Below are 24,625 nucleotides of genomic sequence, written 5' to 3'. Positions count from 1 at the left end.
TTAGAGGGCATTTTCTAATTTCATCTGTTTGAATGCTTGGCTGTATGGCCAATGAATGGCCTGCTTGCGGAAAAAATTAAACTCGGGTAACCAATGGAGCTGGCAAGTTCCCTGCAGAGCTTTCGGAACAAAAAAGCAGCGGTGCGCAATCAACGGTCACCCGAGCAGTAGTACCTGGCATCGTGCTGTGTGACTGCACAGCAGGTCCGGTACTCGTCTCAGGACAATGGAGCGTCGTAGATGAGTAACAAGAATAACGATGACCTGAAACGCCAAGCCTCGGAAAATACCCTGGGGCTCAATCCGGTCATTGGCTTGCGTAGAAAGGACCTGCTTACTTCCGCTCGAATGGTGCTTGCCCAGGCCATCAAACAACCCATCCACAGCGTCAAGCACGTCGCCCATTTCGGCATCGAACTTAAGAACGTGATGTTCGGCAAATCCACCCTGCAGCCGGAGAGCGACGACCGTCGCTTCAACGACCCCGCGTGGAGCCAGAACCCGTTGTACAAACGCTACCTGCAAACCTACCTGGCGTGGCGCAAGGAGCTCCACGACTGGATCGACGACAGCAGCCTGTCCGAGCAGGACATCAGCCGCGGCCACTTCGTGATCAACCTGATGACCGAAGCCATGGCCCCGACCAACAGCGCGGCCAACCCAGCAGCGGTCAAGCGCTTCTTCGAAACCGGCGGCAAGAGCCTGCTGGACGGCCTGTCCCATCTGGCCAAGGACCTGGTGCACAACGGCGGCATGCCCAGCCAGGTCAACATGGACGCCTTCGAAGTGGGCAAGAACCTGGGCACCAGTGAAGGCGCGGTGGTGTTTCGCAATGACGTGCTGGAGCTGATCCAGTACCGGCCGATCACCGAGCAGGTGCATGAGCGCCCGCTGCTGGTGGTGCCACCGCAGATCAACAAGTTCTATGTCTTCGACCTCAGCCCGGACAAGAGCCTGGCGCGCTTCTGCCTGCGCAACAACGTGCAGACCTTTATCGTCAGCTGGCGCAACCCCACCAAGGCCCAGCGCGAATGGGGCCTGTCCACCTACATCGAAGCCCTGAAAGAAGCGGTCGACGTAGTGACCGCGATCACCGGCAGCAAGGACGTGAACATGCTCGGTGCCTGCTCCGGCGGCATCACCTGCACCGCGCTGCTGGGCCACTACGCGGCGCTGGGGCAGAAGAAGGTCAACGCCCTGACCCTGCTGGTCAGCGTACTGGACACCACCCTGGACACCCAGGTAGCGCTGTTCGTCGACGAGCAGACCCTGGAAGCGGCCAAGCGCCACTCCTATCAGGCCGGAGTCCTGGAAGGCCGCGACATGGCCAAGGTGTTCGCCTGGATGCGCCCCAACGACCTGATCTGGAACTACTGGGTCAACAACTACCTGCTGGGCAACGAGCCGCCGGTGTTCGACATCCTGTTCTGGAACAACGACACCACCCGCCTGCCCGCCGCCTTCCATGGCGACCTGATCGAAATGTTCAAGAACAACCCGCTGGTGCGCGCCAATGCACTGGAAGTGTGCGGCACGCCGATCGACCTCAAGCAGGTGACCGCCGATATCTTCTCCCTGGCCGGCACCAACGACCACATCACCCCGTGGAAGTCCTGCTACAAGTCGGCGCAGCTGTTTGGCGGCAACGTCGAGTTCGTGCTCTCCAGCAGCGGCCATATCCAGAGCATCCTCAACCCGCCTGGCAACCCCAAGGCGCGCTACATGACCAGCACCGACATTCCGGCCTGCCCCGACCAGTGGCAGGAAAACTCGATCAAGCACACCGATTCCTGGTGGCTGCATTGGCAGGCCTGGCAGGCGGAACGCTCAGGTGACCTGAAGCCGGCGCCCACCAGCCTGGGTAACAAGAAGTTCGCAGCCGCCGAGGCGGCGCCCGGGACCTACGTCCACGAGCGCTGAGCCCCGGCCATCGACACGGCGGCGCCAGGAGGTTCCGCCAAGCCCTATTCTTGACAAGAGGCTCGGCCTCAGGAAATCCGCAGGACGCCCGGGATGGCGGCTGCGACGGTTTAATTCACAGGGCTACGGCATGCCACACTCATTCATATTCCGCACCGTCGACCTGGATGGCCAGACCATCCGCACCGCGGTACGCCCAGGCAAGCCGCACTTGACGCCGCTGCTGATCTTCAACGGCATCGGCGCCAACCTGGAGCTGGTGTTTCCCTTTGTCCAGGCCCTGGATCCGGACCTAGAGGTGATCGCCTTCGATGTCCCCGGTGTCGGCGGCTCCTCCACGCCGAGCCGGCCCTACCGCTTTCCCGGGCTGGCCAAGCTGACCGCGCGGATGCTCGACTATCTGGACTACGGCCAGGTCAATGCAGTGGGTGTGTCCTGGGGCGGCGCGCTGGCCCAGCAGTTCGCCTACGACTACCCCGAGCGCTGCAAGAAGCTGGTGCTGGCCGCCACCGCGGCCGGGGCGTTCATGGTCCCGGGCAAACCCAAGGTGCTGTGGATGATGGCCAGTCCACGGCGCTACGTGCAGCCCTCCCATGTGATGCGCATCGCGCCGCTGATCTATGGCGGCTCCTTCCGCCGCGACCCGAGCCTGGCAGCGGAACACGCAGCCAAGGTGCGCTCGGCCGGCAAGCTCGGCTACTACTGGCAGCTATTCGCGGGCCTGGGCTGGACCAGCATTCACTGGCTGCACAAGATCCATCAGCCGACCCTGGTGCTGGCCGGCGATGACGACCCGCTGATTCCCCTGATCAACATGCGCATGCTGGCCTGGCGCATACCCAATGCCCAGTTGCACATCATCGATGATGGCCACCTGTTCCTGATCACCCGGGCCGAGGCCGTCGCCCCGATCATCATGAAGTTCCTCCAGGAAGAACGCCAAAGGGCGGTGATGCACCCGCATCCCGAACCTGTGCGCCCTACCAAGTAAAAGATACCTGTCGACAGGATCGTCGCGCGCAAGAAGGGCCAGGACCGACTATGTTGTCTGTCTTGGATTGGTCTGCTTGTTAGTGGTTTGACGAAGGAGTGTTGACTCATGCAAGACAAACCTGCGACGGGCTCATTGCCGTCACCCGCCGCGTATATCAATGCGCAGAGCGCGATCACCGGCCTGCGCGGCCGGGACCTGTTCTCCACCTTGCGCAGCCTGGCGGCCCACAGCCTGCGCAATCCGTTGCACAGTGCCCGGCATACCCTGGCCCTGGGCGGCCAGCTGGGGCGTGTGCTGCTGGGGGAAACCCTGCACAAGACCAACCCCAAGGACAACCGCTTCGCCGACCCGGCCTGGAGCCTCAACCCCTTCTACCGGCGCGGCCTGCAGGCCTACCTGAGCTGGCAGAAGCAGGTGCGCCACTGGATCGACGACAGCGGCATGAGCGAGGACGACCGGGCCCGGGCACACTTTGCCTTTTCCCTGCTCAATGATGCCGTTGCGCCTTCCAATACCCTGCTCAACCCCCTGGCCCTCAAGGAGATCTTCAACACCGGAGGCAACAGCGTGGTGCGGGGCATCGGCAACCTGCTGGATGACCTGCTGCACAACAACGGGTTGCCCAGCCAGGTGACCAAGCACGCCTTCGAAGTGGGCAAGAACCTGGCGGTCACCCCGGGCTCAGTGGTGTTTCGCAATGAATTGCTGGAGCTGATCCAGTACAGCCCCATGAGCGAAAAACAGTACGCCAAGCCGCTGCTGATCGTGCCGCCACAAATCAACAAGTACTACATTTTCGACCTGAGCCCGACCAACAGCTTCGTCCAGTACGCGCTGAAAAACGGCCTGCAGGTGTTCATGGTCAGCTGGCGCAACCCGGATGTGCGGCACCGCGAGTGGGGCCTGTCGACCTACGTCGAGGCGGCCGAAGAAGCGCTGAACGTCACCCGGGCGATTACCGGCAGTCGCGAAGTCAACCTGGTGGGAGCCTGTGCCGGAGGGCTGACCATCGCCGCCCTGCAAGGCCACCTGCAGGCCAAGCGCCAGCTGCGCCGGGTATCCAGCGCGACCTACATGGTGAGCCTGCTGGACAGCCAGATGGACAGCCCGGCAACGCTGTTCGCCGACGAGAAGACCCTCGAAGCGGCCAAGCGTCGCTCCTATCAGCAAGGGGTACTGGACGGTCGCGACATGGCCAAGGTGTTCGCCTGGATGCGCCCCAACGACCTGATCTGGAACTACTGGGTCAACAACTACCTGCTGGGCAAGGAGCCGCCGGTCTTCGACATTCTCTACTGGAACAACGACAGCACCCGGTTGCCGGCCGCGCTGCACGGCGATCTGCTGGACTTCTTCAAGCACAACCCCCTGAGCCATGTCGGCGGGCTGGAAGTCTGCGGCACACCGATCGACTTGCAGAAGGTCACGGTGGACAGCTTCAGCGTGGCCGGGATCAACGACCACATCACGCCCTGGGACGCGGTCTACCGTTCGACCCTGCTGCTGGGCGGCGAACGGCGCTTCGTGCTGTCCAACAGCGGCCACGTGCAGAGCATCCTCAACCCGCCGAGCAATCCCAAGGCCAACTACGTGGAGAACCGCAAGCTCAGCAGCGACCCGCGGGCCTGGTACTACGATGCCGAGCATGTGGACGGCAGCTGGTGGAGCCAGTGGCTGACCTGGGTCCAGGAGCGTTCAGGGGCGCAGCGGGAAACCCTCACCACCCTGGGCAACCAGAACTATCCACCGATGGAGGCTGCGCCCGGCACCTACGTGCGCGTGCGCTGAAGACACTTTGCACCACGGTTCCACGCCGGAGCCGTGCCCCTTCAATGGACCGACAAGAAGTCAGGATGAAGACCCGCGACCGGATACTCGAATGTGCCCTGCAACTGTTCAATCAAAAGGGCGAGCCCAATGTCTCCACCATGGAGGTGGCCAATGAAATGGGGATCAGCCCCGGCAACCTCTACTACCACTTCCATGGCAAGGAGCCGCTGGTGCTCGGCCTGTTCGAGCGCTTTCAGAACGAACTGACGCCATTGCTGGACCCACCGTCCGACGTCCAGCTGGCGGCGGAAGACTACTGGCTGTTCCTGCACCTGATCGTCGAGCGCCTGGCCCACTACCGCTTTCTGTTTCAGGACCTGTCCAACCTGGCCGGGCGCCTGCCAAAACTGGCCAAGGGCATTCGCAATCTGCTCAATGCCTTGAAACGCACCCTGGCCTCCTTGCTGGCCCGGCTCAAGGCTCAGGGGCAACTGGTCAGCGGCACCCAGGCCCTGGGGCAGCTGGTGGAACAGATCACCATGACCCTGCTGTTCTCTCTGGATTACCAGCGGATTCTCGATCGCGAAGGCGAAGTCCGGCTGGTGGTCTACCAGATCATGATGCTGGTGGCGCCACACCTGCTGCCGCCGGCAAAGATGGCCACCGAACAGATGGCGCTGCGCTACCTGGATGAGCAGGGCTAGAAGCCTCAAAAAAAACGCCCGGCCTTCCCAGGCCGGGCGTTTTTTTGTTCCTGATGGGATCAGGACTGGCTGCTTGGCGTCGCTGGAGCTGGCGCGGCAGTCGGGGTTGCAGCCGGGCTCGGGGCTGCGGCGGAGTTCGCCGAGCTGGCCGGGGCCGGGGCTGCAGGCTTGGCCGCGACAGCGGGCTTGGCTGCTGGTTTGGCCGCTGGCTTGGCAGCCACAGGCTTCTTGGCCACAGGCTTTTTCGCCACTGCAGGCTTGGCGGCCGGTTTGGCCGCTGGCTTGGCCGCTGCGGTTTTCGCCGCGGGCTTGGCTGCTGGCTTGGCAGCGGGCTTGGCCGCTACAGGCTTGGCAGCCGGTTTGGCGGCTGGTTTGGCCGCTGCGGTTTTCGCGGCCGGCTTGGCTGCGGGTTTAGCGGCGGCCTTGACGACAGGCTTAGCGGCAGGCTTGGCCAGAGGCTTGGCTGCGGGTTTTGCAGCAGGCTTGGCAGCTGCAGTTTTGGCTGCAACCGGCGCAACCTTGGCACCTGTGAGTTTTTCAATCTGCTTGGTCAGGGTATCGACCTTGTCGTGCAGGGCCTTGACTTCGTTGCGGCTAGGCACGCCCAGACGCGAGATGGCGCTGTTCAAGCGCTTGTCGAAAGCGCCCTCCAGTTCATCCCACTTACCCAGGGCGCGATCCTTGACGTCGCTGATACGCGACTTGGCCGAAGTTGCGGAATCTTTGGCCGCATCAACTTTCTTGCCGACTACGCTCTTAGTCAGTTTCTCGGCTTTCTCACCATCTTTGACCAATGTCTCGAAAAGCTTGCTGCCGTCAGAGTCGATTTTCGAGTACACGCCTAAACCAGCAAGCCAAATTTTACGGGAGTACTCTTCGACTTTCCCGATCCACGAGCTGCCTTCTTTTTCAGTATTCTTTTTACCAGCCATCCCGTTCTCCTTAATGTTTACGCGCGACACGTTCGAGCAACGCCGTCAGCTCATCGAGCTTAGCAGAGAGTGTCTCAACGTCATGTTTAGACGGAATGCCGATACGATTCAAGGCACTGGCGACGCGCGTGTCAAAAGCCTTCTCGACCTTGTCCAGCTGCACTTCGACTTTGCCTTTAAGAGTGCTGACATCCCCTTTAACGCCATCTATCTGACTGTTGGCTGCTTCAAGTTGTTCAGTGACAACTTTTTTGCCTTTCTTTTCAACGGATTGACCAGCCTTGATCAACTCCTGAAAGTACTCGCTGCCTTCCTGACCGACTTTGGCGTAGGCCCCCAGGCCTGCCAGCCAGATCTTGCGGGCATAGGATTTGACTTCACTCAGGGCAGTCGATTGGGCATCAACTTTTTTCTTCAGAATTACTTTGGCCATGGTGCACCTCACGCGCAGAAGGTTTGAGGAACTGCCCTCGGAAAGAGGACCTGAGGCACAACCTAGAGAGAAAAATTAGAATCGGCACCCTAACGACTGTCATGAATTCATGTAGGAGCCGGTTCAGACCAGAGCCTTGTCCAGAGCCTTTTCGATTTCCGACTTGATGGTGCCGCTCATGGCCGACATCAACATCCCCAGTTCCACGTCGATGCGGATCGATTCTTCACCCACATGCACCGCGCCTTTGACGCCCGAGCGCTTGAGGTTCAGGGTATCGCCTGCCCACTGCGGCTCCAGGCCATATTGATCGGCGAGTTTCTGCGCCAGTTTGTCGGCCTTTTCACGGGCTGCCTGCTTGCCCAGGCCATGGGCACGTTCAACACTAATACGGGCCATTGAAGGTCTCCTGCTGTTTCGGGACTTGCCTGAAGCATCTTGACCCTGCGTGCGTCAAAACGTCCCGGCGGATCGCTATCTTACATTCAGCCTTGCCAAGACAAAGACCGCCACCGGCATTAGAATGTCCCGCATTCTCTTTTGGTGACAGCGATATGACTGATCAGCGCAAAGGCAGCGATGCCGAACCCACCACTCACTTCGGCTTCAAGAATGTTCCTGAAAGCCAGAAAGCGGAAAAAGTCGCTGAGGTGTTCCACTCGGTAGCGGCCAAGTACGACTTGATGAACGACGTGCTGTCCGGTGGCATGCACCGCCTGTGGAAACGCTTCACGATCGAGCTGTCCGGCGTGCGCGCCGGCAATCGCGTACTGGACATCGCCGGCGGTACCGGCGACCTGACCAAGCGCTTCTCCCACCTGGTAGGCCCGACCGGCCAAGTGGTACTGGCTGACATTAACGAGTCCATGCTCAAGGTCGGTCGCGACCGCCTGCTGGACCTGGGTGTGGCCGGCAACGTCGAATTCGTCCAGGCCGACGCGGAAAAACTGCCCTTCCCGGACAACCATTTCGACTGCGTGACCATTGCCTTCGGCCTGCGTAACGTCACCCATAAAGAAGACGCCCTGCGCTCCATGTTGCGGGTGCTCAAGCCCGGCGGCCGGTTGCTGGTGCTGGAGTTCTCCAAGCCCACCAACGCCCTGATGTCCAAGGTCTACGACGCCTATTCGTTCGCCTTCATGCCCCTAGCCGGCAAGCTGATCACCAACGACTCGGAAAGCTATCGCTACCTGGCCGAATCGATCCGCATGCACCCCAACCAGGAAACCCTGAAGTCGATGATGGTCGAGGCCGGCTTCGACCGCGTGACCTATCACAACATGACCGCAGGCATCGTCGCCCTGCACCGCGGCATCAAGCCCTGATGTTGCTCAGCGGCCTGCTCGCCAGCGTCGAGACCGGCATCAATCGGGTGCTGCGTCTGGACAGCACGGCGCTGCCGCGCCTGCAGCACCTCAATGGCAAGGTGATCGCCGTGGAATGCCGCAACCCGGCGCTGCAGCTGTTCATCCTGCCCAGCGATGAAGGCCTGATGCTCGCCAGCCAGTGGGCCGCGGACCCGGACTGCACCCTGCGCGCACCGGCCTCGAGCCTGCTGCGCCTGGCCCTGAGCAAGGACAAGACCGCGGTCCTGCACGGCCCCGAAGTGGAGCTGGAAGGCGATAGCGGCGTGCTGCTGGACCTGGCAGCAACCCTTCAGGACCTGAAGCTGGACTGGGAATACGAACTCTCGCGCTGGCTGGGCCCCGTGGCCACCCAGCTGTTCAGTGGCCATGTGCGCAGCCGCGCCCGCTGGTATCAGCAAGGATTTGCCAGCCTCAACCAGAACCTCGCCGAATTCCTCGCCGAAGAATCGCGGACCCTGGTGGGTCAACGCGAAGCCGAAGCGCGCTTTCGCGAGCTGGATCAGGCCAAACTCGACCTGGAACGTCTCGAGGCGCGCTTGGAGCGCCTTTCCCGATCCCTTGACCCAAGCGATAACGCATGAAGCTGCTTGCCGTCCGCCGTCTGTTGCGCATCCAGCGCGTCGTGATCCGCTACCGCCTCGATGACCTGCTGTTCGACCTGCCCCTGCCCTGGTTCCTCCTGGCCCTGCGCTTCGCCCTGCCCTGGCGCTGGTTCCCGCGCAAGCCACTGGACCTGAGCCGCGGTGCACGCCTGCGCCTGGCGTTGCAGGACCTGGGGCCGATCTTCATCAAGTTCGGGCAGATCCTCTCGACCCGCCGCGACCTGCTGCCGGAAGACATCGCCGACGAGCTGATGCTGCTGCAGGACCGGGTGCCGCCGTTCGACTCGCAAAAGTCCGTGGCCCTGATCGAAGCGCAGCTGGGCAAGAAGATCAGCGACGTGTTCAGCCGCTTCGACATCGAGCCCCTGGCGTCGGCGTCGGTGGCCCAGGTGCACGCCGCCAAGCTCAAGACCGGCGAAGAAGTGGTGGTCAAGGTGATCCGCCCCGGGCTCAAGCCGATCATCGCCCAGGACCTGGCGTGGCTGTTCATCCTAGCCCGTGCCGCGGAAAAGCTCTCCGCCGACGCGCGCCTGCTGCACCCGGTGGACGTGGTCAGCGACTACGAGAAAACCATCTACGACGAGCTCGACCTGCTGCGCGAGGCGGCCAACGCCAGCCAGCTAAAGCGCAACTTCGAAGGCTCGCCGCTGCTCTATGTACCCCAGGTCTACTGGGACTGGTGCCGGCCCAAAGTGCTGGTGATGGAGCGCATCTACGGCATTCAGGTCACCGACCTGGCCACCCTGGCCGACCAGCGTACCGACATGAAGATGCTCGCCGAGCGTGGCGTGGAGATCTTCTTCACCCAGGTGTTCCGCGACAGCTTCTTCCACGCCGACATGCACCCGGGCAACATCTTCGTCAGCACCGTGCAGCCCTGGAGCCCGCAGTACATCGCCATCGACTGCGGCATCGTCGGCAGCCTGACCCCGGAAGACCAGGACTACCTGGCCCGCAACCTGTTTGCCTTCTTCAAGCGCGACTACCGCCGCGTGGCCCAGTTGCACATTGATTCCGGCTGGGTCCCGGCGGAAACCAAGCTCAACGAATTCGAGGCGGCGATCCGCACCGTGTGCGAGCCAATCTTCGAAAAACCGCTGAAGGACATTTCCTTCGGCCAGGTGCTGATGCGCCTGTTCCAGACCGCTCGGCGCTTCAACATGGAAGTTCAGCCGCAGCTGGTGCTGTTGCAGAAGACCCTGCTCAACATCGAGGGCCTGGGCCGCCAGCTGTACCCGGACCTGGACCTGTGGAACACCGCGCAACCCTTCCTCGAACGCTGGATGCGCGAACGGGTCAGCCCCAAGACCGTGCTCGGCAATATCCACAGCCAGATCGAACAGTTGCCGCACCTGGCCAACATGACCCGCGACCTGCTGGAGCGCATGTCGCAGCCCCATGCCGCCGATCCGCCGGCGCCCTGGCACAAGCGCAAGGACGACTGGTTCCTGCGCCTGCTGGGCACTGCCCACCTGGGCGGTGGCGCGGTCCTGGCCGCCGGCGGTCCATTGCATGAGCTGGGGCACTGGCCTGCTGGCATCATGATTGCGGTCGGTTTGTATCTGATCGTTCGCCGATAGCCAGTGGCGCGACCTGCTGGCAAACTGTCGAAATCGCCGAGGCGTCACCAGCGGGTAGAGCCCGGTTGTCGGAGTCGAAAATGAAAGATTGGCTGGACCAGATCAAATGGGGTGCGGACGGCCTGGTGCCGGCCATCGCCCAGGATCACAAGACCGGGCGCGTACTGATGATGGCCTGGATGAACCGCGAGGCCCTGAGCCTGACCGCTGCCGAGAATCGCGCCATCTACTGGTCACGTTCCCGTGGCAAGCTGTGGCGCAAGGGCGAAGAATCCGGGCACGTGCAGAAGCTTCATGAAATGCGCCTGGACTGCGACGCCGATGTGATCATCCTGATGGTTGAGCAGATCGGCGACATCGCCTGCCATACCGGCCGCCATAGCTGTTTCTACCGCGTCTATGAAGATGGCGAGTGGAAAACCGTCGAACCGGTCCTCAAGGACCCGCACGCGATCTATTCTGCAGGACACTGACATGAGCGATACCCTCACCCGTCTGGCCCAGGTGCTGGAAGAGCGTAAAGACGCCGCAGCCGACAGCTCCTACGTTGCCAGCCTGTACCACAAGGGCCTGAACAAGATTCTGGAAAAAGTCGGCGAAGAATCGGTGGAAACCATCATCGCCGCCAAGGACGCTGCCATCAGCGGCGACTGCAGCGATGTGATCTACGAAACCGCGGACCTGTGGTTCCACACCCTGGTCATGCTGGCGCAGCTGGGGCAGCATCCCCAGGCCGTGCTCGATGAGCTGGACCGCCGCTTCGGTTTGTCCGGACACGCCGAGAAAGCCTCGCGTCCGTCCGCCTGAACAACTTTCTAAGAGGAAACGCAGCATGGGCATTTTTGACTGGAAACACTGGATCGTCATCCTGGTGGTCGTGGTACTGGTATTCGGCACCAAGAAGCTCAAGAACCTGGGCACCGACGTCGGCGAATCGATCAAGGGCTTTCGCAAGGCCATGAATGACGACGAAAAGCCTGCCGAACCCGTGGTCCCGCCAGCGGCGCAGCCTGTGCCACCGGTTCAGCCGCAGCAGAGCGCGCCGTTGAACCAGCCGCACACCATCGATGTGCAGGCGCAGAAAGTCGAAGAGCCGACCCGCAAAGACTCGTGAGCACTGACTAATGTTTGGTATCAGCTTCTCTGAACTGCTGCTGGTGGGCCTGGTGGCCCTGCTGGTGCTCGGCCCCGAGCGCCTGCCCGGCGCTGCGCGCACCGCCGGCCTGTGGGTCGGGCGCCTCAAGCGCAGCTTCAACGCGATAAAACAGGAAGTTGAACGTGAAATCGGTGCCGACGAAATCCGCCGGCAACTGCACAACGAGCACATTCTGTCCCTGGAGCAGGAAGCGCGGAAAATCCTCGCCCCGACCCAGCAGCAACCGACTCCGGTAGAGCCTGTGGCCGAGCAGACGATTCACGCGCCAGGCGCCGCTACGGTCGCCGAAGCGCCGCCAGCCAGCGAAGTGCCCGCGCCTCTGCCATCGACACCAGCACCGGCACCGACCGCAGCGCCCGCAGCCCCAGTGGCAACACCCGCCACCACGGCCCCCCACGACTCCACCTTGCCGCCGCGAGCACCATGAGCGATATCCCAGAGAACGACCAACACATGCCGCTGGTGTCGCACCTCACCGAGCTGCGCACCCGCCTGCTGCGCTGCGTAGCGGCGATCTTCATCATCTTCGCCGGGCTGTTCGCCTTCACCCAGCAGATCTACACCATCGTCTCCACACCGCTGCGCCAGTACCTGCCGGTCGGCGCGACGATGATCGCCACCGACGTCGCCTCGCCGTTCCTCACGCCGCTGAAGCTGACCATGATGGTCTCGCTGTTCCTGGCGATCCCGGTGATCCTGCACCAGATCTGGGGCTTTATCGCCCCCGGCCTGTACAAGCATGAAAAGCGCATTGCCGTGCCCTTGCTGGTGTCGAGCATCCTGCTGTTCTACATCGGCATGGCGTTCGCCTACTTCCTGGTGTTCCCGCTGATCTTCAAGTTCTTCGCCGCCGCCACCCCGGCCGGCGTGGAGATGATGACCGATATCACCAGCTACCTCGATTTCGTCATGACCCTGTTCTTCGCCTTCGGCGTGGCCTTCGAGATCCCGGTGGCCGTGGTCCTGCTGGTGTGGATAGGCGTGGTCAACGTGGCGTACCTGCGCAAGATCCGCCCTTACGTGATCATCGGCTGCTTCGTGGTGGGCATGATCCTCACCCCGCCGGACATTTTCTCCCAGACCCTGCTGGCCGTGCCCATGTGGCTGCTGTTCGAGATCGGCGTGCTGTTCGGCGGGCTGATCAGCAAACGTGGCGAGCACCCGGACGATGAACCGGCCGACGACCACAACGACCAGCCGCCAGCGACCCAAGCGTGAACCTGCTGCTTCTGGAAGAAGCCGATTTCATTGCGGCCGACCGGGTAGTGCTGCGCGACCGACGCCTGACCCACATGCAGGACGTGCATCGGGTGGCGGTCGGCGACAGCCTGCGGGTCGGGCGCATTGGCGGCTTGATGGGCAGTGCCCAGGTACTGCGCCTGGAGCCTGCTGAAGCCGAACTGCAAGTGACCCTCGATCAGCCGCCACCGGCCAAGCTACCGTTGACCCTGGTGCTGGCCCTGCCGCGCCCGAAAATGCTTCGCCGGGTGTTCCAGACCATAGCGACCATGGGCGTGCCGCGGCTGGTGCTGGTGAACAGCTACCGGGTAGAAAAGAGCTTCTGGCAGACCCCGTTCCTGGAGCCCGAAACGATTCGCGAACACCTGGTGCTCGGCCTGGAACAGGCCCGTGACACCGTGCTGCCCGACGTCCTGATCGAAAAACGCTTCAAGCCCTTCGTCGAAGACCGCCTGCCGGCCCTCAGCGCTGGCACCCTGGGGCTGGTGGGCCACCCTGGCCCATATCCGCCCTGCCCTCGCGGGCTGGACCAGGCCGTCACCCTGGCCATTGGCCCGGAAGGCGGCTGGATTCCCTACGAGATCGATCTTCTGGACAAGGCCGGCCTGCAACCGGTGCAACTGGGCGAACGCATCCTGCGGGTCGAAACCGCGGTCACCGCCCTGCTTTCGCGCCTGTTCTGAGCCCCCATGTGCGTGCTGGCCAAGTGGCCAGCCGGACCTCACGGTCGTAATGGCAACTAGCCAGTCAAGCTACAGAATCCCCCACTCCCGCCGATAGCCTATGGTTAAGCGCACATTGCTAAAAGGGAGTTCGCAGAATGTACCGTTGGCTAGCCAGAAACCTGGGAAACGTAAGCGTCAGCCTCAAGCTGGGTATCGGCTTCGGCCTGGTACTGCTCCTGACCCTGCTGATCACCGCCACCGGCTGGACCGGCCTGAGCCGGGTGATCGACCGGGGCGACAAATTGGGCAATATTTCCGTTATCTACGCCCTGACCAAGGACCTGCGCATCGCCCGCCTCAACTACGAGATGAGCCGCGGTGAACACGGCCCGGCCGCGGTCAACGACTTCCTCAAGCAACTCAACGACGGCCTGCAGGACGCTCGCGCGCAACTGCAGCAACCGGAAAGCATCACCATGGTCGACCAGCAACTGGACGCCGTGGCCGAATACCAGAAGGCCTTTGCCGACATGACTCGCGCCACCGCCAGCCGCGAGGCCGCGAGGTCCCAGCTTGGCGCCACCGCGGACAATGCCGTGGCCCGGGTCGCGGAGGTTGAGAACTCACTGCTGCAAGGCGACAGCGTGGCGCAGTTCAATAGCGTGATCGACCTGTCCAAGCTGATCCAGCAGGCACGCTTCCAGGTACGCGGCTACACCTACAGCGCCAAGCCCGAGGCCAAGCAGCCGGCGCTGGACGCCATCGACAACGCCCTGAACAACCTCACCAGCCTGCCTTCGCGCCTGCCCGAGCAGCACGTTGCCAACCTGCAACAGGCCAGCGACTCGCTGAAGGCCTACCGGATGGCCGTCAGCGCCTACAGCGACGCCGAAGAAGCCAGCGCGGCTGCGCTCAAGCGCATGGCCGCCCAGGGCGACCGGCTGATGGACCTGAGCAAGCAGCTGACCGTGGCCCAGACCACCAAGCGTGACAGCGACGCCGCGCAGGCCAAGAGCACCCTGCTGATCGCCACCTTGCTGGCCATGCTGTTCGGCCTGATCGCCGCCTGGGCCATCACCCGGCAGATCACCCAGCCGCTGCAGCAGACCCTCAAGGCCGCCGAGCGCGTGGCTTCCGGGGACCTGAGCCAGAACCTCGCCGTAGAGCGCCGCGATGAACTGGGCCAACTGCAGAAAGCCATGCAGCGCATGACGGTGAGCTTGCGGGAACTGATCGGCGGCATCAGCGACGGCGTGACCCAGATCGCCAGCGCCGCCGAGCAACTGTCCGCGGTGACCGAACAGACCAGCGCCGGGGTCAACAGCCAGAAAGTCGAGACCGACCAGGTGGCCACGGCCATGAACGAAATGGCCGCCACCGTGCAGGAAGTGGCGCGCAATGCCGAAGAAGCCTCAGAGGCCGCTGTAGCCGCCGATCAGCAGGCCCGCGAGGGTGACCGGGTGGTGAACGAAGCCATCGCCCAGATCGAGCGCCTGGCCAGCGAGGTGGGCCATTCCACCGAGGCCATGGGCCATCTCAAGCAGGAAAGCGACAAGATCGGCAGCGTCCTGGATGTGATCAAGTCGGTGGCCCAGCAGACCAACCTGCTGGCCCTGAACGCCGCCATCGAGGCCGCCCGGGCCGGTGAAGCCGGGCGGGGTTTTGCCGTGGTGGCGGATGAAGTACGCAGCCTGGCGCAACGTACCCAGCAATCCACCGAGGAAATCGCTGAGCTCATCGTTGGCCTACAAAGCGGCACCCAGCAGGTGGCCAGCACCCTGGATACCAGCCGCAGCCTGACCGACAGCAGTGTCGAGCTGACACGCCGGGCTGGTGGTTCCCTGGAAAACATCACCCGTACCGTGTCGGCGATCCAGGCGATGAACCAGCAGATCGCCGCGGCAGCAGAGCAGCAGAGCGCGGTGGCGGAAGAGATCAACCGCAGCGTGTTGAATGTGCGGGATGTGTCTGAACAGACGTCATCGGCCAGCGAGGAAACCGCCGCGTCCAGCGCCGAGCTGGCGCGGCTGGGGATTCACCTGCAAAGCCTGGTGGGGCGTTTCCGGGTCTGAGCCGCTTCGGCAAGCCGGCTCCTACCGGGAAATGCAGGAGCCGGCCTTACAGCACCTGGCGCAGGAAAGCCTGGGCCCGTGGGTCTTGCGGCGCATCGAAGAACACCTGCGGCGCCGCGTCTTCCAGCAGTTTGCCGTGATCGAAGAACAGCACCCGATCCGCCACTTCCCGGGCAAAGCCCATCTCGTGGGTCACGCAGACCATGGTCATGCCTTCCAGGGCCAGGGTCTTCATCACATCCAGCACCTCGCCGACCATTTCCGGATCCAGGGCCGAGGTTGGCTCGTCGAACAGCATCACCTTGGGTTCCATGGCCAGGGCTCGGGCGATGGCCACACGCTGCTGCTGGCCACCGGAAAGCCGCGAAGGAAACTCGTGGGCCTTCTGGGCGATCCCGACCTTTTCCAGCAACGCCAGGGCCTTGGCCTCGCGCTCCTGCTTGCCGCGCTTGCGTACCACCTTCTGCGCCAGGCAGAGGTTTTCCAGCACGGTCATGTGCGGGAACAGGTTGAAGTGCTGGAACACCATGCCGACTTCCCGGCGGTAGGCGTTCACATCGGTCCTCGGGTCGGCCAGTTGCAGGCCGTCGATGCTCACCGAGCCGGAATCGAACTCTTCAAGGCCATTGAGGCAACGCAGGAAGGTCGACTTGCCGGAGCCGGACGGGCCGATCACCACCAGCACCTCGCCCTTGGCCACCTGGGTGGTGACGTTATCCACGGCGCGCACCACCTGGCCGCGGGTGTCGAAGACTTTTACCAGATCGCGGACTTCAATCACTTTGCGCGAGCCTCCGTTCAAGCCGGCTGGCCATCTTCGACAGCGGCAGGTTGATCAACAAATACAGGCCCGCCACGCAGAACAGGATCTCGAATGGCGAGAACGACGTGGTGATGACTTCCCGGCCGCTCTTGAGCAGTTCGGTTATGGCAATCACCGACACCAGGGAGGTGTCCTTGACCAGGCTGATGAACTGCCCGGCCAGCGGCGGCAGCACCCGCTTGAAGGCCTGGGGCAGCACCACATGGCGCATCGACTGGCCGGCGCTGAGCCCCAGGGAGCGGGCGGCTTCGTTCTGCCCGCGGGCGATGGACTGCACCCCGGCGCGAACGATTTCCGCCACATAGGCCCCGGTAAACAGCGACAGCGCGGCGATCCCGGCGAACTCCCGGGACAGATTGAGCACCGTGCCAATAAAGAAATAGAAGATGAATATCTGCACCAGCAGCGGCGTGCCCCGCACCAGTTCGACATAGATCGTCGACAGGTCGCGCAGGGTCGGGTTGCTGGACAACCGGCACAGGCCGGTACCCAGGCCGATCAGCAGCCCCAGCACGCCGGACACCACCGACAGCCACAAGGTGGTCCATAGGCCCCACAACAGAGGGCCCGCGGCCCAGTGCCGGGTCACGCCGATGACATCGCCTTCGGCCACGTCATCGCCGCTAGCCACCTGCAAGCTGCTTTCATCGACACTCAGATGCTGCTCGGCACCCGAGTCACCACGCAGCGTGACTTGTGCCTTGCCGCCCTGGCGCACCACCTCGGCGACGGTGGAGATTTCCGCCGCCCGCTGGGACTCTTCGGCCTGATAGGCGAAGTACTGGGGGACACGGTTCCAGCGCCACTCGTAGGACATCAACGAGGTGGCGTAGTACAGCGCGCCAGCCAGACCGATCAACACCAGCACGGTCAGCACGTGCCAGGGCCATTGGGCTTTCTTGTGTTTGTTCACTTTGCAGGTTCCAGCGGTTTGCAGCGGGGGAGGTTCGGCAGAGCCCGGGTGGGCATCGTCGCGAGCAGGCTCGCGCCTACAAAAACGCTATGCGCCCTGTAGGAGCGAGCTTGCTCGCGATCAACCAGAAGTCAGTTGCCTGACACCTATTCCATGTCCTTGAGCCACTCTGTGCTCTTGAACCACTTGTCATGGATGCGATCGTAGGTGCCGTCTTCGTGGATCTGGTGCAGGAAGTTGTTGATGAAGTTGATGCTGTCGTAATCGCCCTTCTTCAAACCGAAGGCCAGGGGCTCGTAGGTGAACGGCTTGTCGAGGAATACCAGCTTGCCATTGCCCACTTTGTTGACGGCCACCACGTTGTACGGAGCGTCGTAGATGAAGGCGTCGGCCTTGCCGTTGACCACGTCCAGCACCGCTTCCTGCTCGTTGTCGTAGCCGTGGTACTTGGCCTTGGCGATCAGCTTCTTGGCGACCATCTCACCGGTGGTGCCCAGCTTGGAGGTGATGCGGTAGTCGGCGCTGTTCAGGTCCTTGTAGGACTTGATGGTGCCTTCCAGGTCCTTGCGGATCAGCAGGGTCTGGCCGACCACGATGAAGGGTTCGCTGAAGTTCAGGCGCAGGTTGCGTTCCTGGGTCAGGGTCATGCCGCTGCCGATCATGTCGAACTTGTCGGTCAGCAGGGCCGGGATGATGCCGTCGTAGCCAGTGGAAACCATCTCCAGCTTGACCCCCATGGACTTGGCCATGGCCTTGAGCAGGTCGACTTCGAAACCGATGATTTCGCCACGCTTGTTGGTCATCTCGAACGGCATGTAGGTCGGGTCCATGCCGACTTTCAGCGTGCCGCGCTTGACCGCGTCGTCGATAGCACCGGCCTGGGCCGTGTTGACCGCCAGCAGGGCTGCGGCACCCGCCAGCAGCAGCGAAAGATACTTCTTCATCTCAAGTCCCCTGAAGCCATTTTATTGTGGTGTCTGCGCACGGCGGTCATCTGCTTGAGTGCTTCGAATGGCAGGCCGTTGTCGATTGCGCGCAGAAATTTGCGGGTGCGATGCTAACGCACTCGGCCATTTGCACAAGGATTTTTGTTGTTTCAGGGGGAGCGACCGGTGGCCGCTGCCACAGCCTCCGACAAGGCGTAGGCGGCCATTGGCGCCATAAAGCAAAACGCCCTTGAGCAAGAGCTCAAGGGCGTTGGCTTCAGGCCGGTTGCGGCGCCGCGTTCAACGGCTGCAACGGCAGCAGCGGTGCATGGGGATCGGCATCCACCGACTGGCGCCAGGCGCTCAGCCATTCGCTGTGCCCCTCGCTCCAGACCTGCTCGTGCAGGCGCCCCAGGGCTACCGGGTCGCTCAATAGCGCCAGCCGCTCGCTGTTGTTCAGGGCCGCCGGGCCGACTTTCAGGGCATGGCGTACACGCTCCTGGCGCAGCCACTCGATGGGCTCGGCCTGGGTGTGGCGCGAGGTCGCCAGGGCACAGGCCAGGGCGTTCTGCTGCGGATCTACCACGGCCCGGACAAAGCCGTCGTTGAGCGCATGCCAGCGGTTTTCATGGGTGTACTGGTCGGTTGCCAGCAGCGCCTGTGGCGGAGCGTATTCCTCGGGGATCAGGAACAGGCTTTCGTCACGGGACTTCAGGCCCAGGCCCACGCGGCTGGAGATCACCGACACCGGGATCGACAGCATCAACGAACCGACGATCGGTACCAGCCACCAGAGGAAGCTCGGATTCAACCAGATCACCAGCAGCGCCCAGCAGAAGCCCAGCAGGGTCTGCGGACCGTGGCGCTTGACCGCTTCGCTCCACGGCGTGGAGTCGTCGTCACGCTGTGGCGAGTTCCAGGTCGCGGCCCAGCCCAGGAACGCGGCCAGTACGAAACGGGTGTGGAAAATCATCCGCACCGGCGCCAGCAGCATGGAGAACAGCATCTCCAGGAGCATCGACAGGGTCACCTTGAACTTGCCACCGAACTCTTTCGCACCCTTGGCCCAGATCAGGATGATGCTCAAGAGCTTGGGTAGGAACAGCAGCACGATGGTGGTGGAGAACAGCGCGATGGCCTTGTCCGGATGCCACTGCGGCCACAGCGGATACAGCTGCCGCGGCTCGAGGAAGTACTGCGGCTCCATCAGGGTGTTGACCGCCAGCAGGGCCGTGGACAGCACCAGGAAGAAGAACCACAGCGGCGCCGATAGATAGGACATCACCCCGGTGAGGAACACCGCGCGGTGCACCGGGTGCATGCCCTTGACCAGGAACAGGCGGAAGTTCATCAGGTTGCCGTGGCACCAGCGCCGGTCACGCTTGAGTTCGTCCAGCAGGTTCGGCGGCAGCTCTTCGTAGCTGCCCGGCAGGTCGTAGGCAATCCACACGCCCCAGCCGGCACGGCGCATCAGCGCGGCTTCGACGAAGTCGTGGGAGAGAATCGCACCCGCGAAGGCACCCTTGCCCGGCAACGGCGCCAGGGCACAGTGCTCGATGAACGGCTGCATGCGGATGATCGCGTTGTGCCCCCAGTAGTGGGATTCCCCCAACTGCCAGAAGTGCAGGCCGGCGGTGAACAGCGGGCCGTAGACCCGGGTGGCGAACTGCTGCATGCGCGCATACAGGGTGTCCATGCCCGAGGCCCGTGGCGCGGTCTGGATGATCCCCGCATCCGGCGTGGCTTCCATCAGGCGTACCAGGCTGGTCAGGCATTCGCCGCTCATCACGCTGTCGGCGTCCAGTACCACCATGTACTTGTAGTCACCGCCCCAGCGACGGCAGAAGTCGTCGAGGTTGCCGCTCTTGCGCTTCACTCGGCGGCGACGGCGGCGATAGAAGATCTTGCCGAAGCCCTTGGCTTCGCGGCAGACATCAAGCCAGGCCTGCTGCTCGGCCACGCAGATATCGCTGTCGTTGCTGTCGCTGAGGACGAAGAAGTCGAAGCGGTCCAGGTCACCGGTGGCCGCCACCGACTCGAAGGTCGCGCGCAGGCCGGCAAACACCCGGGGCACGTCTTCGTTGCAGATCGGCATCACCAGTGCGGTGCGCGCATCCTTGGGAATCGGCTCGTTGCCGGCGCTGGCCCCGGAGATGCGGTACTTGTCGTGGCCGGTCAGCAGTTCCAGGAAGCCCATCAGGGCGGTCCAGAAACCTGCCGAGACCCAGCAGAACAGGATCCCGAATAGAATCAGGATGCTGGTCTGCAGGGCATAAGGCAGCACTTGCTGGGCGGTCTGCATCAGCGGCTGGTGCATGACCTCTTCCAGGTCGACGAAGGACCAGCCCTGGTACGGCATGATGCCTTTCATGTACCAGCCGGCGACGATGGTCTGGCCGAGCATCAGCACCAGCAGGATGTAGCGGCGGATAGAACCGACGGTACGCCAGCGAGCGGCCGGCAGTACCCGTTCGTCCTTCTTCGGCGCTGGCGGGTTGGTACGCCCGGTCAGGCGCCGCCAGCCGCGCACCAGGATATTGGTGCGCCACGGCTCCGGGACCACCTTGGTGCGGCGGATCGGTGGCGTGGCCTTGAGGCAGACCCGGCCCTCGGCGTCCACCGCGAGCATTTCCGCTTCTACCAGCTCAGCGGCGGTGCTCAGGGTCAGGCGCTGGCCCACCGAGGCCTGGGCGGCATCGGTGGGGCCATCGAAGGTGCTGGACGACAGGCGTTGGTGCAATTCGCTGAAGGACTGGCAGCCCGCGAGTTCCGCGCGCTGCTGGTCCGACATCGGCAAATGCGCCAGGTACTCGGCAAGAGACGCTGGCTGTAGTTGAGAGTTACTCATCGGCAGGCAACTGATAGCTCCAGGTCTCGGTCAGGACTTGCTCCGTTTTAACCGGTTCCGGTGTGGCTGGGGCCGCGTCCGCAGCAGCAGGCTGCTTGGCGTCTTTGTGGTCCTTGTCCTTGGCGTTCTTGGCGTCTTTAGCCTCTTTGCCCGGCTGGGCTTGCGCCTGCTTGGCGGCTGCCGCTGCGGCTTCCTTCTCTTTCTTCTCCTGCTGCTTGGCGGCGATCTTGTCGGCCTTGGCGATGGAGGAGTTGGAGTTCGGCGTCGAGGCCTTTGCCGGCTCGGGCTGCGCAATGTCGCGGACCAGAGCGGCACGCATCTCGGTGGACTTGCTCGCGTCCTTGATCTTCATCCGCAGGGTCAGGCGCCAGCCCTTGGTTTCCGGGTTGTAGCGAACGCTGTTTTCCACCAGCTCGGCGTTGTCACCCACGCTGACCTGGCTGCGAACGTCGGCGTTTTCCGGCAATGCCGCCAGGGACGGGCCTTCGAAGTCCACCAGGTAGGCCACGCTGCCGTCGGGCTGACGGATCAGGTTGGACTGCTTGACGTCACCGGTGGAGCGCAGGGTCTGCTGTACCCAGGCGCTGTCAGGGGAATGCAGGGCGGCTTCGTCGATGGTCCAGTGCAGGCGATAGGCGAAATCCAGCGGCTGGCCTGGCTCAGGCTGCTTTTCCGGGTTCCAGAACGCCACGATGTTGTCGTTGGTTTCGTCCGCGGTCGGGATCTCTACCAGGTCGACGGTGCCCTTGCCCCAGTCGCCCTTGGGCTCGATCCAGGCGCTTGGGCGCTTGTCGTAGCGGTCGTCGAGGTCTTCATAGTGGCTGAAGTCGCGGCCACGCTGGAGCAGGCCGAAACCACGCGGGTTCTCCACCGAGAAGTTGCTCACGGCCAGATGTTTCGGGTTGTTCAGCGGGCGCCAGATCCACTCGCCATTGCCGGCGTGGATCGACAGGCCGCTGGAGTCGTGCAGTTCGCGACGGTAGTTGAGGACCTTCGACGGCTGGTTGGCGCCGAACAGGTACATGCTGGTCAGCGGGGCCAGGCCCAGCTTGCCGACCTTGTCACGCAGGAACACCCGGGCCTTGACGTCGACAATGGTGTCGGCGCCCGGCCGCAGGGTCAGGCGATAAGCGCCAGTGGCCCGTGGCGAATCCAGCAGGGCGTAGATCACCAGGTGCTTGTCGGTAGCCTTGGGCTGCTGGATCCAGAACTCGCTGAAACGCGGGAATTCCTCGCCGGATGGCAGGGCGGTGTCGATTGCCAGGCCCCGGGCGGACAGGCCATAAGTATGGCCCTTGCCAACGACGCGGAAATAGCTCGCGCCGAGCATGGTCATGATCTCGTCTTGCTTGTCAGCCTTGTTGATCGGGTACAGCACGCGGAAACCGGCGTAGCCGAGCTTCTCGGTGGCCTTGGGGTCGAACTTCACGTCGCCGAAATCGAAACGGTTCGGGTCGTACTTGATCTCGGTAACGGTGTTGGCGCTGATCTCGTTGATCTTCACCGGCGTGTCGAAGTGCATGCCCTGGTGGTAGAACGACAGCTTGAACGGGGTCTTCTGGTCAGCCCATTCGGCTTTTTCGGTGAGGAAGCGGATTTTTTGGTAATCCGCGAACTTCATCTCACGGAACTCGTTCGGCAGGTTACTGCGCGGGGCCTCGTACTTCTGCCCGGCCAGGTCCTTGGCCTTGACCGATACATCATCCAGATTGAATGCCATGAGTTGACCGGCGCCGAGCAGGCAGACCAGCGCAGAGCCCGTCACCAGTGCGTTTCGTAACCGTTTGGCAAACAAGTTTGGTGCATTACAGGGACTAACAATCACGAGCAACCCTCGCCGAAAACAGATCAAAAAACCAACGGCCAGCTATCTATATGCCAGGTTGGCGAGCATTGTTCCGACTCCGATGGGGCTAAATGATTCCCCAAACGGCCGTGGACAAGTCTCTACTTAAGTCAAAATGGACCAACGAACGCTGATCCCCGTAGCGCGCGATTATCTAGTAGCCCGCGTTACAACGCATCAGGGGTAACAAAGTATTTATCGCGAAAAACAGCAGTTTCCGGCCCAAATCGGTGGAAAAAGCTGTTTCAGGCGTTTTCAGGTCTGTAACAGGAAGGTTACCGGGCCATCATTGACCAGATGCACCTGCATGTCCGCGCCAAAACGCCCTGATGCCACTTTGCCATGCAACTGTTGCGCCTTCACTACCAGGTAGTCAAAAAGCTCTTCGCCAAGGGCCGGCGGCGCGGCTGTGGAAAAGCTCGGGCGCAGCCCGCTCTTGGTGTCCGCCGCCAGGGTGAATTGCGACACCAGCAGCAAGCCGCCCTGCACATCCGCCAGGGACAGGTTCATCTTGCCCTCGGCATCACTGAACACCCGATAGTTAAGCAGCTTATGCAGGAGTTTGTCGGCACTGGCCCGGGTGTCCTCGGGCTCCACCGCCACCAGTACCAGCAATCCCTGGTCCACCGCGCCGACTATTTCCCCGGCGACTTCCACCCGCGCGCCACGCACGCGCTGCAAGAGGCCCTTCATGCTTCTTCGGGCGGCAGGTCGAGCAGACGGCGCGCCATCTGGTCGGTGGCGCGTACCAGAGCATCGGTGATGCCCGGCTCGGAGGCGGCGTGGCCAGCGTCGCGGATCACCTGCAGCTCGCTGTTGGGCCAGGCCTGATGCAGCTCCCAGGCGTTGTCCAGCGGGCAGATCACATCGTAGCGGCCATGGACGATGACCCCGGGCAGATGGGCGATCTTGCCCATGTCGCGGATCAGCTGGTCAGGTTCGAGGAAGGCGTTGTTGGTGAAGTAATGGCATTCGATCCGGGCAATCGACAGCGCCCGCTGCGGCTCGGAGAAACGGTCCACCACCAACGGGTTGGGTCGCAGGGTCGCGGTGCGCCCTTCCCAGCCCGACCAGGCCTTGGCCGCATGCATCTGGGCGATCTGGTCGGTGCCGGTCAGGCGCTTGTGGAAGGCGCTGACCAGGTCATGCCGCTCTTCCAAGGGAATCGGCGCCACATAGTCCTGCCAGTAATCGGGGAACAGGCGGCTGGCGCCACACTGGTAGTACCACTGGATCTCCTGGGGCCGGGCAAGGAAGATGCCCCGCACGATGAGGCCGAGCACGCGCTCCGGGTGGGTCTGGGCATAGGCCAGGGCCAGGGTCGAACCCCAGGAGCCGCCAAACAGCACCCACTTGTCGATGCCCAGGTGCTGGCGAATGCGCTCAAGGTCCGCCACCAGGTCCCAGGTGGTATTGTTTTCCAGGCTGGCGTGGGGGGTGGAACGCCCGCAACCGCGCTGGTCGAAGGTGACGATGCGATACAGATTCGGGTCGAAGTAGCAGCGGCTGGCCCCATCGCAGCCCGCCCCCGGCCCGCCATGAATGAACACCACCGGCAAACCTTCCGGTGAACCACTTTCGTCGACATACAGCACGTGCGGCTCGTCGACGGCCAGATCGTGCCGGGCATAGGGTTTGATCTGCGGGTACAAAGTCTGCATTACGCGCTCCGTGGAGGTCGGGTTCATCCCTGGCGGGGACTACATTTATTCTGCCGTCCGGCATCATAAACCCGAATTACGCAATGAGCATGTCCTTGGAGAAAACAGGGTTGTTTGCAGGTTTTGCGCGGGGGTCGAAGGCGCTTCGCGAGCAAGCGCGCTCCTACAAAAAGC

Annotated in this window: 24 protein-coding genes; 14 read left to right on the top strand and 10 right to left on the bottom strand. The window is 62.8% G+C overall.

Translation table 11 applies throughout. The features are described from left to right. Window positions 1–240: 240 nt before the first annotated feature. The 4 genes from phaC (ABCR88_RS02250) (at window position 241) to ABCR88_RS02235 (ending at window position 5,388) form a co-directional block, all read left to right on the top strand. Entirely contained in the window at window positions 241–1,920 is a 1,680-nt protein-coding gene (phaC, locus tag ABCR88_RS02250; protein ID WP_015633859.1) for a class II poly(R)-hydroxyalkanoic acid synthase, read from the top strand. Window positions 1,921–2,050: 130 nt separating this feature from the next. After that, window positions 2,051–2,911, top strand: coding sequence for a poly(3-hydroxyalkanoate) depolymerase (gene phaZ / locus ABCR88_RS02245; protein ID WP_011058808.1), 861 nt, complete (start codon window positions 2,051–2,053; stop codon window positions 2,909–2,911). Window positions 2,912–3,019: 108 nt separating this feature from the next. Continuing rightward, the gene (gene phaC / locus ABCR88_RS02240) at window positions 3,020–4,702 is read left to right on the top strand and encodes a class II poly(R)-hydroxyalkanoic acid synthase (RefSeq protein WP_011058807.1); all 1,683 of its coding nucleotides are present in this window, start codon (window positions 3,020–3,022) and stop codon (window positions 4,700–4,702) included. A 65-nt stretch (window positions 4,703–4,767) separates the two neighbouring features. Then, the gene (locus tag ABCR88_RS02235) at window positions 4,768–5,388 is read left to right on the top strand and encodes a TetR/AcrR family transcriptional regulator (protein ID WP_011058806.1); all 621 of its coding nucleotides are present in this window, start codon (window positions 4,768–4,770) and stop codon (window positions 5,386–5,388) included. 59 nt (window positions 5,389–5,447) lie between these two features. Here ABCR88_RS02235 and ABCR88_RS02230 read toward each other — a convergent pair whose 3' ends face one another. From ABCR88_RS02230 to ABCR88_RS02220, 3 genes are all read right to left on the bottom strand, one after another. After that, complete coding sequence (locus ABCR88_RS02230; RefSeq protein WP_041115328.1) at window positions 5,448–6,320, bottom strand: phasin family protein; 873 nt, start codon at window positions 6,318–6,320, stop codon at window positions 5,448–5,450. Between the two features lie 10 nt (window positions 6,321–6,330). After that, window positions 6,331–6,753, bottom strand: a complete 423-nt coding sequence (locus ABCR88_RS02225) for a phasin family protein (RefSeq protein ID WP_011058804.1) — start codon at window positions 6,751–6,753, stop codon at window positions 6,331–6,333. A gap of 123 nt (window positions 6,754–6,876) precedes the next feature. Next, window positions 6,877–7,152 carry a polyhydroxyalkanoic acid system family protein gene (locus tag ABCR88_RS02220; protein ID WP_011058803.1) on the bottom strand — a complete coding sequence of 92 codons (276 nt, stop codon included), beginning with the start codon at window positions 7,150–7,152 and terminating at the stop codon, window positions 6,877–6,879. 155 nt (window positions 7,153–7,307) lie between these two features. Between ABCR88_RS02220 and ubiE the strand changes: the two genes are divergently transcribed. The 10 genes from ubiE (at window position 7,308) to ABCR88_RS02170 (ending at window position 15,434) form a co-directional block, all read left to right on the top strand. Beyond that, entirely contained in the window at window positions 7,308–8,078 is a 771-nt protein-coding gene (ubiE, locus tag ABCR88_RS02215) for a bifunctional demethylmenaquinone methyltransferase/2-methoxy-6-polyprenyl-1,4-benzoquinol methylase UbiE (protein WP_011058802.1), read from the top strand. Continuing rightward, window positions 8,078–8,701 carry an SCP2 sterol-binding domain-containing protein gene (locus ABCR88_RS02210; protein WP_041115326.1) on the top strand — a complete coding sequence of 208 codons (624 nt, stop codon included), beginning with the start codon at window positions 8,078–8,080 and terminating at the stop codon, window positions 8,699–8,701. The genes ubiE and ABCR88_RS02210 overlap by 1 nt, the downstream gene beginning before the upstream one ends. Further along, complete coding sequence (gene ubiB / locus ABCR88_RS02205) at window positions 8,698–10,302, top strand: ubiquinone biosynthesis regulatory protein kinase UbiB (RefSeq protein ID WP_041115324.1); 1,605 nt, start codon at window positions 8,698–8,700, stop codon at window positions 10,300–10,302. The genes ABCR88_RS02210 and ubiB overlap by 4 nt, the downstream gene beginning before the upstream one ends. Window positions 10,303–10,382: 80 nt before the next feature. Then, window positions 10,383–10,775 (top strand): phosphoribosyl-AMP cyclohydrolase, encoded by a 393-nt coding sequence (gene hisI, locus ABCR88_RS02200; protein ID WP_041115322.1) that lies wholly within the window; start codon window positions 10,383–10,385, stop codon window positions 10,773–10,775. A gap of 1 nt (window position 10,776) precedes the next feature. After that, window positions 10,777–11,109: a phosphoribosyl-ATP diphosphatase gene (locus tag ABCR88_RS02195; RefSeq protein WP_011058798.1), complete on the top strand. Its 333-nt coding sequence runs from the start codon at window positions 10,777–10,779 to the stop codon at window positions 11,107–11,109. A gap of 25 nt (window positions 11,110–11,134) precedes the next feature. After that, window positions 11,135–11,416 (top strand): twin-arginine translocase TatA/TatE family subunit, encoded by a 282-nt coding sequence (locus ABCR88_RS02190; RefSeq protein ID WP_011058797.1) that lies wholly within the window; start codon window positions 11,135–11,137, stop codon window positions 11,414–11,416. Between the two features lie 10 nt (window positions 11,417–11,426). Further along, on the top strand, window positions 11,427–11,885 hold the full coding sequence (tatB, locus tag ABCR88_RS02185; RefSeq protein WP_041115320.1) for a Sec-independent protein translocase protein TatB: 459 nt from the start codon (window positions 11,427–11,429) through the stop codon (window positions 11,883–11,885). Next, window positions 11,882–12,676: a twin-arginine translocase subunit TatC gene (tatC, locus tag ABCR88_RS02180; protein WP_011058795.1), complete on the top strand. Its 795-nt coding sequence runs from the start codon at window positions 11,882–11,884 to the stop codon at window positions 12,674–12,676. Before tatB ends, tatC begins: the two co-directional genes overlap by 4 nt. After that, on the top strand, window positions 12,673–13,380 hold the full coding sequence (locus ABCR88_RS02175; RefSeq protein ID WP_041115318.1) for a 16S rRNA (uracil(1498)-N(3))-methyltransferase: 708 nt from the start codon (window positions 12,673–12,675) through the stop codon (window positions 13,378–13,380). Before tatC ends, ABCR88_RS02175 begins: the two co-directional genes overlap by 4 nt. A gap of 137 nt (window positions 13,381–13,517) precedes the next feature. After that, the gene (locus ABCR88_RS02170) at window positions 13,518–15,434 is read left to right on the top strand and encodes a methyl-accepting chemotaxis protein (RefSeq protein WP_236185270.1); all 1,917 of its coding nucleotides are present in this window, start codon (window positions 13,518–13,520) and stop codon (window positions 15,432–15,434) included. Window positions 15,435–15,480: 46 nt separating this feature from the next. On the opposite strand, the gene ABCR88_RS02165 is transcribed toward ABCR88_RS02170, so the two are convergent. The 7 genes from ABCR88_RS02165 to pip form a co-directional block, all read right to left on the bottom strand. Next, window positions 15,481–16,215, bottom strand: a complete 735-nt coding sequence (locus ABCR88_RS02165; protein WP_011058792.1) for an amino acid ABC transporter ATP-binding protein — start codon at window positions 16,213–16,215, stop codon at window positions 15,481–15,483. Beyond that, window positions 16,208–17,170, bottom strand: coding sequence for an amino acid ABC transporter permease (locus ABCR88_RS02160; RefSeq protein ID WP_011058791.1), 963 nt, complete (start codon window positions 17,168–17,170; stop codon window positions 16,208–16,210). The genes ABCR88_RS02165 and ABCR88_RS02160 overlap by 8 nt, the downstream gene beginning before the upstream one ends. Before the next feature lie 146 nt (window positions 17,171–17,316). After that, window positions 17,317–18,114, bottom strand: coding sequence for a transporter substrate-binding domain-containing protein (locus ABCR88_RS02155; RefSeq protein ID WP_019095754.1), 798 nt, complete (start codon window positions 18,112–18,114; stop codon window positions 17,317–17,319). Between the two features lie 259 nt (window positions 18,115–18,373). Then, a complete protein-coding gene (mdoH, locus tag ABCR88_RS02150; protein WP_350404062.1) occupies window positions 18,374–20,944 on the bottom strand; it encodes a glucans biosynthesis glucosyltransferase MdoH in 2,571 nt (856 codons plus the stop codon). Further along, complete coding sequence (locus ABCR88_RS02145; protein ID WP_011058788.1) at window positions 20,937–22,769, bottom strand: glucan biosynthesis protein G; 1,833 nt, start codon at window positions 22,767–22,769, stop codon at window positions 20,937–20,939. The genes mdoH and ABCR88_RS02145 overlap by 8 nt, the downstream gene beginning before the upstream one ends. Before the next feature lie 276 nt (window positions 22,770–23,045). Then, window positions 23,046–23,483 carry a D-aminoacyl-tRNA deacylase gene (dtd, locus tag ABCR88_RS02140; protein ID WP_015633852.1) on the bottom strand — a complete coding sequence of 146 codons (438 nt, stop codon included), beginning with the start codon at window positions 23,481–23,483 and terminating at the stop codon, window positions 23,046–23,048. After that, window positions 23,480–24,451: a prolyl aminopeptidase gene (gene pip, locus ABCR88_RS02135; protein WP_011058786.1), complete on the bottom strand. Its 972-nt coding sequence runs from the start codon at window positions 24,449–24,451 to the stop codon at window positions 23,480–23,482. Before pip ends, dtd begins: the two co-directional genes overlap by 4 nt. Window positions 24,452–24,625 lie beyond the last annotated feature (174 nt).

This window comes from Pseudomonas sp. W17 (assembly GCF_040268305.1).
GTDB classification, from domain to species: domain Bacteria; phylum Pseudomonadota; class Gammaproteobacteria; order Pseudomonadales; family Pseudomonadaceae; genus Aquipseudomonas; species Aquipseudomonas protegens.
The sequence above is the reverse complement of the archived record's forward strand: the minus strand, read 5'-3'. Positions and strand labels throughout refer to the sequence as shown.